Raw genomic sequence first — 12,928 nt, forward strand, 5'->3', positions numbered from 1 at the left:
TTTTTCCGCGACATGCGGGAGAATGGGGGGCGGGCGAGAAAATCAACAGGGGATGGCACGATGAGTGGGGGGCAGGGCGGCCGGTCGGAACAGTCGAAGCGGCGTCGGTTTTTGTTGATTCTGCTGGTATTGGCGCTGTTGAGTCTGGTGGTCACGCTGGTCGTGCGCCAGACCTTTCTCAAGGACGATGCGCGCGATTTTGTCAGCCTGGCGGTCATCGGGCCGATGAGCGGCCCGGAGTCTCTGATCGGCCGATCGCTGAAACAGGGGGCCGAACTCTACATCCAGACCGTCAATGAAGGCGGGGGCGTCGGCGGCAAGAAGCTGTCGCTGCTGATGGTCGATGACGAGGGCAAGCCCGAGGTGGCGGTGACCCGGGCCAAGGAACTGGCCGATGGAGAGGCGCTCGGCGTGCTCGGCCATTGGCAGGATTCCCTGGTTCGACAGGTCGCCCCGGTCTATGGGCAGACGGGCCTGCCGTTGATTGTCCCGGCCCCGCTGTCCTCTGACCCACTGCCTGAGGGGCCGGTCTATGGGACGGTCTTCGATCAGGAGCAGGAAGCCCGCTTTCTGGCCAACTACGCGCGCAACGTGCTGGGCCATAAATTGATGTCCATCATCCAGGATGTGGACGGCTACGGGGCGGCGCTGGCCGAACCTTTCGAGGCCACCTATCGGCGTTTTGGAACGGCCATTCGCTATAATTGGCTGTTCGATACCCGGGTTGAGGACCTACAGCCGCAACTGGAGCGCATTGTCGCCGAGTTGGAGGAACGCAAGGATGCCGGGGCCGTGTTCCTGGCGGTGCGCGGGCAGCAGGGGGCCCAGTTGTTGCGCATGATCCGCGACGCCCGGCTTAAAAATGTGATCATCGCCCCGTCGAGCATGACCACCGAAAGTTTCCGCAAGTTTATTGCCGAAGGGATGCCCCCCGGGGCTGATCTGGCCCGCTACACCGATGGTGTCATGGCGGCAACTCCCTTGCAGTTCGATACCGCCAACGAGCAGGCGCAGACCTTTGCCAGCCGCTATCGGGATCGCTTTGGCGAGGCTCCCGACTGGGTGGCGGCCTATGCCTATGAAGCGGCGCATCTTTTGGTTAGCGGCCTGAAATCACGCAAGGACGGGGCCGCCACCGGCTCGGTCGCCGAGAAACGCCAGCGCATCGTCGATTTTCTCGAATCCATGAAAATCGAAGGCAATGGGGTGAACAGCGTCGCCGGGACCCGCACCTTCGATCCGCAGCGGCGCGGCATGACCCCGGTTCTGGTCGGTGTGTACAACGGCCTGGACATGGTTTCGGCATTGACCCAGTTGCAGCCGATCACTTCGGCGGGACGGACCAACTACATTGAGGAACTGCGCAAGGGCAAGGTGCTCTATGTGAATGATCGGTTCATGTACCGCACCAACGTGGTCTATACGGGCATGGACCTGAAGGAGGTCTCCGACATCTCCATCGAGAACAACACGGCGCATCTGGATTTCGTGATCTGGTTCCGCTATCGGGGCGATTTCGCGCCCCAGGATGTGGCGTTCACCAATGCGGTCGAACCCATTGAGCTCAAGGAGCCAATCGACGAACAGCAGGTCGATGACATGACCTATCGGGCCTATCAGGTGTCCGGCAAGTTCCTGCTGAATTTCACCCAGACTGACCGGTTCTATGGCTCCCATGTGCTGGGAGTGAGCCTGTCGCATCGCAAGCTCAACCGCAACAACCTGCTCTATGTGGTCGATGTTCTGGGCATGAATTTGCAGGGCGGGGACACGGTGTTGTCGCAAATCCGCCGGGATCAGGCGATCAATCCCAATCTGGGCTGGGTGCCGGAGCGGGCCTGGGTGTCGCAGGAAATCTCCCGTCGCGGCACCCTCGGCGACCCGGCCTATGTGGGCTATACCACCAACATTCCGGATTTTTCGCGCATCGACCTGGGGGTTTTGATCAAGCGCGGCGAGGTTCAGGCGCGCGACTTCGTGGCGGCAGAATATTTCATCTATGTGGGGATTTTCGGTTTTCTGGGCATGCTGTTCGCCGTCTGGATGGACCGCAAGAGCAAGCGCCGATTCTGGCATGTGCAGTCCTGGCTGTTGCGCCTGATTTCCTGGCCCTTTCTGTGGCTGGCGGTGGGCAATCTGGCTTTGCAAAGCGCTTTTCACCGGCTCGACAACCATTACATCGACATCATTGTCCTTGTTTATGACGTGCTCTGGTGGCTGATTCCGGCCCGCTTGGCGGGGCTGGCCCTGGAGCGGTTCGTCTGGGTGCCGTTGGAGGAACACACCGGGCGGACCATACCCAACGTGGTGCGGGTGTTCGGCTCGGTGACCCTCTATTCCCTGGCCATTTTCGGGGTGATCGCCTTCGTGTTCGATCAGAAGGTGACCTCGCTCCTGGCCACGTCCGGCCTCCTCGCCATGATCATCGGCTTGGCGGTACAGGCCAATATTTCCAATATTTTCTCCGGCATCGTGCTGAATATCGAACGGCCGTTCAGTGTCGGGGACTGGGTGCAGATCGGGGATATTGAGGAAGGACGGATCATCGACATCACCTGGCGCACCACCCGGGTTCAGACCCGTGCCGGGTATGTCATCAGTATTCCCAACGGTCAGGTGTCGGAGGCCGGGGTGCATAATTTCGATTCCGGAAAGGTGGTGCGTCTGGAAATCAATGTGGAGGTGGATGCCCGCTACAATCACGATGTGGTCGATGACATTATGACCCGTACGGCGGCCAAACTGCCCTACGTGTGCAAGGACCCGGAACCGGAAGTGCGATTCACCGGCATGAAATGGAACCTGGGCTGGGTGGCAACCTATGAAGTGCAGATCTGGATCGAGGATTACGGCGCGCGCGAAGAAGTGGTCGAGGGGGTCCATACCACGGTATGGGATGAGCTGATTTCCAATGGCATCTTCCCGTCGCCGGATACATTGGAGAAAGGTTTCCTCCCCAAATTCGAGGACTTGAAGCCGTCGGAAGAGCCGGCCTGAGGGGGTCAGCCTTCGTTGAACGTACCCCGCTTGGGGATTTGACCTGTAGTGCCGCAGATCAGGCACTCCACCATTTGGTCCGGTCGGTAAAGATCCGGCCTGCGTCGCCAGTCGCCGCTGCGCTGGGCGGTCAATCGTCCCTCGCCGCCGCAATTGGGGCAGGGTTCGTATTTGTCGTTCTGCCACTGGCTCATGCTGTGGTCTCCCCGGCTCATGGAACGTATTTGGGAAGGCTCGGGGCGTTTGACAAGTTCATCCTGTCCGCTCCCGGTTGATCCACCTGAATTTTTAGGCTATGCCGTCGCCAAACCAAGGGGACACGGATATGGATTTCAAGGTCAGCGACCAGGGTCTGTTTGACAGCCTGGGTGAAATGGTCGGCAACGTCATTGCCTGGCTTTCCTCCATCGGCGGCGGGATTGCCGAAGCGTTCGACGACTTTCTGTCCGGCGTGGCCCGTGGCAGTGGCCTGGAGGGGGCGGGGTGGGGCACCTGGCTGGTGGTCATCATCGGTGTTCTATTGCTCGGCATGACGGCCCGCAGGGTCATGGAAAAAGAGTTTTTCAGCGCCCTGGTGACCGGGGTGATCGGTCTGGCCCTGATTGCCTGGGCGATGTCCTGACCCGATGGGCTCATTTTGTGAACAGGTGTCGCAGTTTCTGGCGTTTTGATTTCGACCGGTGTATGATTCGAAGTCATTTTTTGGGGTAACTAATGGAGATCGACCCATGAGTGTTGAAGATCGGATTGCGGCGCTGAAGGCGAAACATCATGAATTGGAAGCAGTGCTTGACCGTGAAAACAACCGACCCCATCCAGACGAGACGACCATTGCCGATATCAAAAGGCAGAAATTGAAGATCAAGGACGAGATCGCTCAGTTGGCTTGACGCCGCGAGCGTGCTAGCACGGGGGGCGGTCTTGGTAAAAAGGGACCGCCCCGTTCGTTTTTTTTGTTCTGCTGTCTGAAGAGGTAGCGGAATCCTCTTTCACAGACTGGACCCGTTCACATGACAGACTGGGAATCCGTGTACGAGCAACAACTGATTCCCTTGATGGGGACGGTCGACACGGAAGAGAATCTGTGGAAATGCATCGCCGTCGTGGTCAACGAACTGTTCAAGCGCAAGGGCGATGAGGAACACAAAAAGCGGCTGGTCATCCTGTTTCACCAGGAATTGGACCTCCAGAAAGGCCTGCAGAACAAGATCGACGGTGCCGTCCGGATTCTGCGCTACACCAAGGAACGGCGCAAGGAACTGGCCCGGGCGGCGGCACTGACCGGCAGCACACAGCGCGCCGAGGGCGGGGCCGATGTGAATGCGGCGGCCAAGGCGCTGAATAAGAAAATCTAGAGTTCTAGAGGCCCCAGTCCGCATCGCGGAGCGCCTCGCGCCCGTCGCGGTCCGACTTCAGCATGATGGACAGATCAGAGCGGGACTGCTGGGCCAGCGAGATCAGCGACGATTCGTCGTCATGGATTTCCAGGCTGGCCATGAAGGTTTCCAGGTCGTGGCGGGCGAAGGCCATGGCCGTGCGCCGCACTTCGTAGGGGTGGCTGCCCAACTGCTCCAGCGCCTCGCGGCCCAGGCGAAGGGCGGAATCGAACATCTCGCGACGGAAAATCCGCACCCCGCATTTCAGCAGTTTGTAGGCATGGACCCGGTTGCGGGCGCGGGCGAGAACGGTCACATCTGGATAGTGGCTGCGAATCAGGGTGGCGACCTCGACCGACTTGTCGGGATCGTCAATGGCCAGAATGAACAACCGGGCCCGGTCGGCCCCGGCGGCCTCGATCAGGTCCATGCGCGAGGCATCGCCGTAAAACACCTTGTGACCGAAGCGCCGCAGCACCTGGATATGGTCCGGGTCATTGTCGAGCACCGTGGTTTCCACCCCGGCGACGGCCAGAAACCGGCCGACCACCTGACCGAACCGTCCATAACCGAAGATGATGACCGGACTATCCGCATGGTCAATGGTTTCGGGCTCTTCCAATGTGGGCGCGGGTTTTTGCCGACGCGCCTGGATCTGGTCATGCAGCAACAGCAGCAAGGGCGTGGTGGCCATGGACAAGGCGACCACCAGGGTCAGTTGGGCGGCCAACTGGCCGGGCATGGCGCCCTCCAGGGTGGCGAACTGGAAAATCACGAAGGCGAATTCCCCCCCCTGGGCGAGAATGGTGGAAAACAACAGATTGCGCTCGCCCCCCAGCGCCCCGATTCGGCCCAGCAGGTTCAGGATGGTGAACTTGACGACCACCAGCCCGAGAGTCAGGGCGACGATGAGTCCGGGGGCGCTGGACAGCAGGGCGAAATCCACCGACATGCCGACGGAGATGAAGAACAGTCCGAGCAGCAGGCCCTTGAAGGGTTGGATGTCCGATTCCAGGGCGTGTTTATACTCGGATTCCGCCAGCACCACCCCGGCCAGGAAGGTGCCGAGCGCCGCCGACAGTCCCACCGCCTGCATCAACAGGGCGATGCCGATCACCAGCAGTAACGAGAAGGCGGTGAAAATCTCTCGAATGCCGGTGGCGGCGATGTAGCGAAATACCGGTCGCAGCAGGTAGCGGCCGGCCAGGGCAATGATCGCCACGCCGCCGACCATGAACAGCGCCTGTGCCCAGCCCGGACCGGGCAGCAGGCCGGAGGCCGTGTCGCCGTTACCATCGCCCAACAGAGGCAGCAGGGCGAGGATGGGAATGACCGCGATATCCTGAAACAGCAAGACCGAAAAGGCTGATTGTCCGACCCCGGCCTGCATCAGGTTGCGTTCCTTGAGGGTTTGCAGGGCGATGGCGGTCGAGGACAGGGCGAGTCCCAGCCCGACCACTAGGCTGACGCTCCAGGTCAGGCCCATTTCGTGCCCGATCAGGGCCAGCACCACGGCGGTGCCGCTCACCTGTCCGCCGCCCAGGCCGAGAATCGGGCGACGCAGCCGCCACAGGGTGGCCGGTTCCAGTTCCAGGCCGATGAGGAACAGCATCATCACCACGCCGAACTCGGCGAAATGCAGGATCGCCTGCGGATTGCTCACCAGGGCCAGCCCGAACGGGCCGATGGCCACCCCGGCCAGCAGATAGCCGAGCAGCGATCCCAGGCCGCCGCGCTTGGCCAGCGGCACCACCAAAACAGCGGCAGCCAGGAAGATGAAGGCATTGAGGAGCAAATTTTGATCGTCCATACCTAATCTCCGGAGCCGCTACGCAGGGCAATGATCTTGCGGCGGTAGGCTTGGGCATGCAGCTCGATGGCTCGATTGCTGGCCCCCCGGCTGGCATGGAACAGCAAGGGCGGTTGATAGGACATGCCGCAGAGACGGGCCATCTGATCGAAGGGGGTCAGCAGTTCGTCGATGGTGCGGCCATGGAACCCCTCGCGCGAATAGGCCGCCGCAGAACCGCCGGTGGAAATGACTGAAATAAGGTTCTTGCCGCGCAGGGCCGTGCCAAGTGCTCCATAGGCCCAGCCGAAGGTCAGCACTTCGTCCATCCATTGCTTGAGCAGGGCCGGGCAACTGTACCAATAGAAGGGATGCTGAAAAATCAGGATGTCATGGGCCTCGCAGCGTTGCTGTTCGCGTCGCACATCCACATTGAAGTCCGGGTAGGCGGCATACAGATCATGCCGGGTCACATGTTCAAGATCCGCCAGAACTTCGAACATGCGGCGGTTGATGCGCGATGTGGAAAAGTCCGGGTGGGCGAACAGGACAAGAATCTTGCGCGTCTCGGCGATCATTGGGCAACCATCTTCGCTGGGCGGTGTTGGGGAGGAGTCTTAGGCTGTTTTTCATTTCGGTTCATGGTTTTTTTATACTCGTGTATTGTAATAGGCTGTCATTTTTGTCGGAAAGCCTGTCAAGGACGTTGAGCCATGGGCACGAACGAGCAGGGTCCCAAGGGACCCGGAAAGCGCAATATCACTGTCGCCTACGATGCGGATCAAGCGGCTCCCGCCGCCGAGGCGGAGACGTTGCCTCCCGAGGACGGCTTTCTGGTCAATGAACCGCTCTCTCCGGACAGTTGGAATGTGCCGCGCCACATCCGCTACCGTCTGCCTGTTCTGGTAGGTGGCCTGTTGTCGGCGGCCTGGTTGGCGCTCAGCATCTATATGGTGCATCTGCAACTGGGTTGGGATCAGGTCTCCATTCTGTTGCCCCATGAAGCCGGGGGGCTGGCGGTCGGGATTCTGACGCCCTTGGCGTTGATCTGGGTGGCCGTGGCCTTTGTCGAGCGGGGGCGAATTCTGAAGTACGAGGCCCGCGCCCTGCGCTGGTATCTGCAACGGCTGGCCTATCCCTCGGAGACTGCCGGGGCGCGGGTGCGTGAAATTTCCCGCTCCCTGCATGCCCAGTCCCAAAGCCTGACCGAGGCCAGCGAGGATTCGCTCAGTCGGGCGCGGGCCATGGATGGTCTCATCCGCGACCGCCTGCAGGAGCTTTCGCGGCTCTCGGAAGCCAACGAGAAATTTTCCCTGGAGGCCGAAAAATCCTTACAGCGTCAGACGCGGGAACTGAATACGGCGGCCGCCCTGGTCGTCACCCGCATTCAGGAAGCGGCGGAATTGCTGGGCGGACAGGTGCAATCCCTGGAAAGCCGCGCGCAGGGCGACGCCAACCGCCTGGAAGGCATCGCCGGACTGCTGGGCCGACGGGGCGGCGAGTTGCAAGAGGCCGCCCAGGTGGCGGTCACGGTGGCCCGGGAAGTGGCCACCTTGCTCGATGGACAGGCGGAAGCCCTGGCCAATGCGGGGTCCAAGGCGGCGCAGCGGGGCGAGGATGTCTCGAAGGTTCTGGGGGAAAGTTCCGAATCCCTGATCCGGGCCATCGCCGAGGCGGCCGAGAAGGCGCGCACGACGGCGGAATTTGTCGATGAGCAGGGGCGCCTGCTGGAGCAACGGACCGATCAGGCGGCGACACGCGGCGAACTGATGCGCGAAACCCTGATGACCCAGGCCAAGGATCTGGAGGCGGTGGGCCGCCGGGTGTCCACCCAGGCAGCGGCCATGGAGGCATCACTCGGGGCGCAGGCCCGAACCCTCGACGACATTTCGCACAAGGTTACCGGGCGCATGATGGAGGCCGGGGCCAATCTGGACTCGACGACACAAAACCTCAATGAGTCCTCGGATCGTGCCCTGGGCAAGATCGAAGCCCTGGGCATTGCTTACGGGAACCACACCAAGACCATGGAGATTAGTGTCAATCGGGCCGAGGAGCGGACCCGCGATCTGGGCGAACGGGTGCATGGCCTGTCCGGCGAATTGAGCAACCTTTCGACCCAGGCGCTCGGCGATGTGGCGCGGGTGGCCGAGGATCTGTCCCGCCGCTCCGACGACTTCAAGGACCTGACCCAGCAATCGGTGCTTCAGGTGGAGGCGGCGGGCGAGGATTTGTCCCGTCAGGCCACTCAGCTGGTGCAGCGTGGTGAGGACGTGCGCAAGAGTCTGGAGATGACCAGCGAGTCCCTGAAGAAACGCAGCAGCGACCTGTCCTATGTGGAAACCCAGGCACGGACCGAAATGGACCGGCTGGGGGAGACCCTGCGCGCCCGGACTCTGGAACTGGAAGCCGCGGGCGAAACCGGCTCCTCGGCCCTGGAACTTGTGACCCGCGCCTTGCAGAACGGGTTGCAGGAAATGCAAACGGCTGCCGACCGGACCGGCAACTGGAGCGATTCTTTTACCGAACGGGTGGTCCGTTTGTCCGGCCTGAGCAGCGAAGTGGCGAACCGGTTAAAAACCCTCGATACGGATTTGCAGGAACGGGTGCGGGATTTGGACAGCACCTCGGAAGCCGCCGCCACCCGCATGGTCAATCTGGCCGAGCTGATGGCCAACAATGCGCTTGATCTGGAGCATTCCGTGCAGGCCGCCGAGGGGCTGTTGAACCGCCTGGGCCATTTGTTGACCGAGCGTTCGGGGCAGGCCATTGAGGGGGTTCAGAAAGTCCAGGAAGTGATGAAAGGCCTGGGCGAACTGCTGGCCAACCGTCGGGCCGACCTGGTGTCGGTCTCCGATGTCGCCGAAGGCCGGATCAGGACTGCGGCGGAGTTCTTGCACAATCAGTCCGGTGCCCTGACTCAGATTGCCGACACCGCGACCAGCAAATTCGCCACCCTGCACGGGGCGGTCAAGACCGGGGCGCGGGACGTTGGCGAGGCGGCCAGCCGCACGGCCCGTTTGATGAACCTGTTGATGATTGCCCTCAAGCAGCAAACCGAGGAATTGGACACCACCTCCAACCGGGTGATGCGCGACATGGGGCAGGCCGGAGAGGCGTTCCAAAACCGTTCCCTGGTTCTGGAAGGCGTTGCCGAAACCATCGTGAGCCATATGGATCAGGCCGGCGACCAGTTGCAGGGCATCACCTCGGCGCTGACCCGGGCGACGGAAGAGACCGCCGAGTCGCTGACCCGGGCCACCGAAGGCCTGCGACTGGCGGCAGAATCAGTGGTGGCGGTTTCCGAGGATGGGGCGCAGCGGATCATCGTTGCCAGCGAGATCGTGGAAAGCCGGGCCGACAGCGCCAATGCCAAGTCCGACCAGACCGTGAGCCGTCTCAACGACACGGCGCTGATTCTCGGCGCGCGGGCTCAGGAACTGGAGGATACCACCGAACAGTCGCGCAAGATCCTGAGCAGCATGGGCGGTGCCATCAAGTTCCAGGCCCGTCAGGTTGTGGAAGCGTCCGATCAGGTCGCTGCATCGCTGATGGCGACCGACGAGGTGCTCCGCCAACGGGTCGATGCGCTCAATGATTCCGCCGCCAACGCGGAGGAGGACCTCAACCGTGCCAGCCAGGCGATGGAGGAAAAGGCCCGGCAAATTGGCGGCGTGGCCCAGAAGGCGGCGCGGATCATGTCGGTGGCGTCGGAAGCCCTGGGGCATCAGGTGGGACATCTGGATCAGGTCTCGAAGCGTTCGGCGGATCGTTTGGATGGGGCCGGTGCGGCCTTGTTGACCCGCTCGCAGGAACTGGGCGCGGTGACCGACCAGGCCATGGCGCATATGGATACGGCGGGCAAGGAACTGGAGCGACGGGCCGAGGATCTGAAGACCGTCTCGACCCGGGCCGCCGGTCATGTGGGGGCCGCCGCCGAAGTTCTGCGCGAGGGGGCGCAGGGGCTGGCGACGGTCAGCGATTCCGCTTCAGAGCGCCTGTCCGCCATGGGCCGGATGCTCGATCAAAAGGCCGCCCGCCTGGCCTCGGCCACCGAAGCCAGCGCCCAGAACATCGCTTTGGTCGCCCAGCGCCTGCAACAGGAATCGGAACAGAGCGACCGCATCTCGAAAAAGGCGACCGGGAGCCTCGATGTGGTGGCCGGCAATCTGCAACGGCAGTTGGCGGAGCTGCGGGCCGGTTATCAAGAAGCTGTGATCGCCATCGAGACCATCACCGATTCCCTGCACAAGCGGGGCCGCGAAGTGCACACGGTCTCCGATCAGGCGTTGGCCAAACTCAGCGTCTGGGACCATACCCTGGAGAAGCGGACGATCCAGCTTTCCGAAACCTCGGAAAAGGTGGCCAGCCGGGCCAGGGAGGTGGCCAAGGTCATGGACAGTCAGTCGCGGGACATGCGCGAAACCGCCCGCGACGCCGCGTCTTTGCTGGAATCCCTCAAGGTCCATGCGGACAAGGCGTCCTCGGACGATTTCCTGCGCCGCATGACCTTCATTTCCGAAACCCTGCAATCCCTGGCCGTGGATATCAACCGGCTGATGGAAACGCCGGTCAGCGAAGACGATTGGCAACGCTATACCCGGGGCGACAAGGGCGTGTTCGTGCGCAAAATTTTGGGCTTCAGGGAAAAGGCCAAGCTGGCGGCCATTCGCGACCGCTATCAGGCCGATGCCGAATTCCGCGATTTCGTCGATCGCTATCGGGCGCAGTTCGACGAGGTTCTGGAGGGGTCACGTCAAACCGACCGCAACAATGTGCTGGCCGCCACCTTCTTGACCGCCGATGTGGGCAAGGTTTACATGCTGCTGGCCAAGGCCCTGGAAGGATAAGTCGGATGAAAAAAATAGCCGGTTGGACTCTTGTGGCCTGTGCGGCCCTGCTGATGGCCCCCGGGCAGGCAAGGACCGAGGACGCCTCCGCTTATCTTTATGAGCTGAAGGGCGGCGTGCTGGCCCATGACGTCCCCAACATGTGGAGCAGCTTCAGTCGCGAGCGGGGCATGGACCTCAACCTCGAAGCTGTCCTGGCCCCGAAAGTCGAGGTTCTGGGCGGCGCCATCCGTCCTGCCTTGGGCGGGTCGTTCAATACCTCGGGCGATACCAGCAAGGTCTATCTGGACGCCCGCTACGAATATGAATTCGACGGTGGGGCCTATGTCAATTTCGGCCTCGGCGGCGCTTGGCACAATGGCCAAACCAAGCTGGTGCGGACCGACCAGAAGGCCTTGGGCGCGCACCTGTTGTTCCATATTCCGGTAGAAATCGGCTACCGATGGGACGGCCATCACGGCCTGTCCCTGTATTTTGACCATATCTCCAATGGCTACACCCAGGACGCCAACGAGGGCCTGGATACCCTCGGCATTCGGTATGGGTATCGGTTTTAGAGACTCTTCTTCATCCCGACGAATTTTTCCAGCCAGTGAATATCGTAATCGCCGTTGATGAATTCGGCGTTGTCGACCAGCCGCTGGTGCAGGGGGATGGTGGTGCGGATGCCGTCAATGACGTATTCGCCCAGACAGCGGCGCAGGCGCATCAGGCATTCGTTGCGATTGGCCCCATGCACGATCAGCTTGCCGACCATGGAATCATAGTAGGGCGGGATGCGATAGCCGGAATAGATGGCCGAATCCACCCGCACGCCGAGGCCGCCCGGCGTGTGGTAGTCGCCGACCATGCCGGGGGACGGCAGGAAGGTTTCCGGGTCTTCGGCATTGATCCGGCATTCGATGGCATGGCCGGAGAAGCGCAGGCTTTCCTGGGTGTAGCCGAGGGGCGCGCCAGAGGCGACGCGGATCATCTCGCGCACCAGATCAAGGCCGCAGATCATCTCGGTGACCGGATGTTCCACCTGTAGGCGGGTGTTCATTTCAATGAAAAAGAACTCGCCGTTTTCATACAGGAATTCGATGGTGCCGACGCTGCGATAGCCCAACTTGCGGATGGCCTTGCAGGCGATCTCGCCGATCTCGTTACGCTGGCTCCAATTGAGGGCCGGAGAGGGGGCCTCTTCGAGCAGCTTTTGGTGGCGGCGTTGCAAGGAACAATCGCGCTCGCCCAGATGCACCACATTGCCATGCAGATCGGCCAAAATCTGGATTTCGATGTGACGCGGTTTTTGCAGGTAACGCTCCATGTAGACTTCGTCGTTACCGAAAGCGGATTTGGCTTCCTGGCGGGCCAGCTGCCAGGCCTGGAGCAGTTCGGATTCGTTCTTGGCCACTTTCATGCCGCGCCCGCCACCGCCGGCCGTCGCCTTGATGAGCACCGGAAAGCCGATCTCCTTGGCCCATTTCAGGGCCTCGGCGGCGGTCTCAACGGCCCCGTCTGAGCCCGGCACCACCGGAATGCCGGTGGAGAGCGCGGCATTCTTGGCCGCGATCTTGTCGCCCATCATGGTGATATGGTCGGGCGACGGGCCGATGAAGGTGAATCCGTGCTCCTCGACCATGGAGGCGAAATCGGCATTCTCGGACAGGAACCCATAGCCCGGATGAATGGCATCGGCCCCGGTGATGTCGGCGGCGGAAAGAATGGCCGGAATGTTCAGATAGCTTTCCTTGGCCGAGGGCGGGCCGATACAGACGGCTTCGTCGGCCAACCGGGCATGCATGGCATCGGTGTCGGCGGTGGAATGCACCGCCACCGTGCGGATGCCCATCTCCTTGCAGGCCCGATGGATGCGCAGTGCAATTTCGCCTCGGTTGGCGATCAGGACTTTCTCAAACATGTCCGGGGTCGCC

Annotated in this window: 10 protein-coding genes; 6 read left to right on the forward strand and 4 right to left on the reverse strand. The window is 61.7% G+C overall.

Annotated elements, in window-relative coordinates; genetic code table 11:
* The first annotated feature begins 60 nt into the window (after window positions 1-60).
* Window positions 61-2,997 (forward strand): ABC transporter substrate-binding protein, encoded by a 2,937-nt coding sequence (locus ACYQ1P_RS10980; RefSeq protein WP_460020401.1) that lies wholly within the window; start codon window positions 61-63, stop codon window positions 2,995-2,997.
* A gap of 5 nt (window positions 2,998-3,002) precedes the next feature.
* On the opposite strand, the gene ACYQ1P_RS10985 is transcribed toward ACYQ1P_RS10980, so the two are convergent.
* Window positions 3,003-3,191, reverse strand: coding sequence for a hypothetical protein (locus tag ACYQ1P_RS10985; protein WP_460020402.1), 189 nt, complete (start codon window positions 3,189-3,191; stop codon window positions 3,003-3,005).
* Window positions 3,192-3,322: 131 nt separating this feature from the next.
* Between ACYQ1P_RS10985 and ACYQ1P_RS10990 the strand changes: the two genes are divergently transcribed.
* The 3 genes from ACYQ1P_RS10990 (at window position 3,323) to ACYQ1P_RS11000 (ending at window position 4,352) form a co-directional block, all read left to right on the forward strand.
* Window positions 3,323-3,619, forward strand: a complete 297-nt coding sequence (locus tag ACYQ1P_RS10990; RefSeq protein ID WP_460020403.1) for a hypothetical protein — start codon at window positions 3,323-3,325, stop codon at window positions 3,617-3,619.
* A gap of 106 nt (window positions 3,620-3,725) precedes the next feature.
* A complete protein-coding gene (locus ACYQ1P_RS10995; RefSeq protein WP_460020404.1) occupies window positions 3,726-3,887 on the forward strand; it encodes a YdcH family protein in 162 nt (53 codons plus the stop codon).
* Between the two features lie 120 nt (window positions 3,888-4,007).
* Window positions 4,008-4,352: a hypothetical protein gene (locus ACYQ1P_RS11000; RefSeq protein ID WP_460020405.1), complete on the forward strand. Its 345-nt coding sequence runs from the start codon at window positions 4,008-4,010 to the stop codon at window positions 4,350-4,352.
* 4 nt (window positions 4,353-4,356) lie between these two features.
* Here the strand turns inward: ACYQ1P_RS11000 and kefC are convergent, their stop codons facing one another.
* Complete coding sequence (gene kefC, locus ACYQ1P_RS11005) at window positions 4,357-6,183, reverse strand: glutathione-regulated potassium-efflux system protein KefC (protein ID WP_460020406.1); 1,827 nt, start codon at window positions 6,181-6,183, stop codon at window positions 4,357-4,359.
* A 2-nt stretch (window positions 6,184-6,185) separates the two neighbouring features.
* Window positions 6,186-6,740, reverse strand: coding sequence for a glutathione-regulated potassium-efflux system oxidoreductase KefF (gene kefF, locus ACYQ1P_RS11010; protein ID WP_460020407.1), 555 nt, complete (start codon window positions 6,738-6,740; stop codon window positions 6,186-6,188).
* Window positions 6,741-6,875: 135 nt separating this feature from the next.
* On the opposite strand from kefF, the gene ACYQ1P_RS11015 reads away from it, so the two are divergent.
* A complete protein-coding gene (locus ACYQ1P_RS11015) occupies window positions 6,876-11,012 on the forward strand; it encodes a coiled-coil domain-containing protein (RefSeq protein WP_460020408.1) in 4,137 nt (1,378 codons plus the stop codon).
* A 5-nt stretch (window positions 11,013-11,017) separates the two neighbouring features.
* Window positions 11,018-11,569, forward strand: a complete 552-nt coding sequence (locus tag ACYQ1P_RS11020) for an acyloxyacyl hydrolase (RefSeq protein WP_460020409.1) — start codon at window positions 11,018-11,020, stop codon at window positions 11,567-11,569.
* Here the strand turns inward: ACYQ1P_RS11020 and accC are convergent.
* On the reverse strand, window positions 11,566-12,915 hold the full coding sequence (gene accC / locus ACYQ1P_RS11025; protein WP_460020410.1) for an acetyl-CoA carboxylase biotin carboxylase subunit: 1,350 nt from the start codon (window positions 12,913-12,915) through the stop codon (window positions 11,566-11,568). The two genes, ACYQ1P_RS11020 and accC, sit on opposite strands and share 4 nt — an antisense overlap.
* Between the last annotated feature and the right edge of the window lie 13 nt (window positions 12,916-12,928).

The sequence above is a fragment of the Magnetospira thiophila genome, from assembly GCF_054657015.1.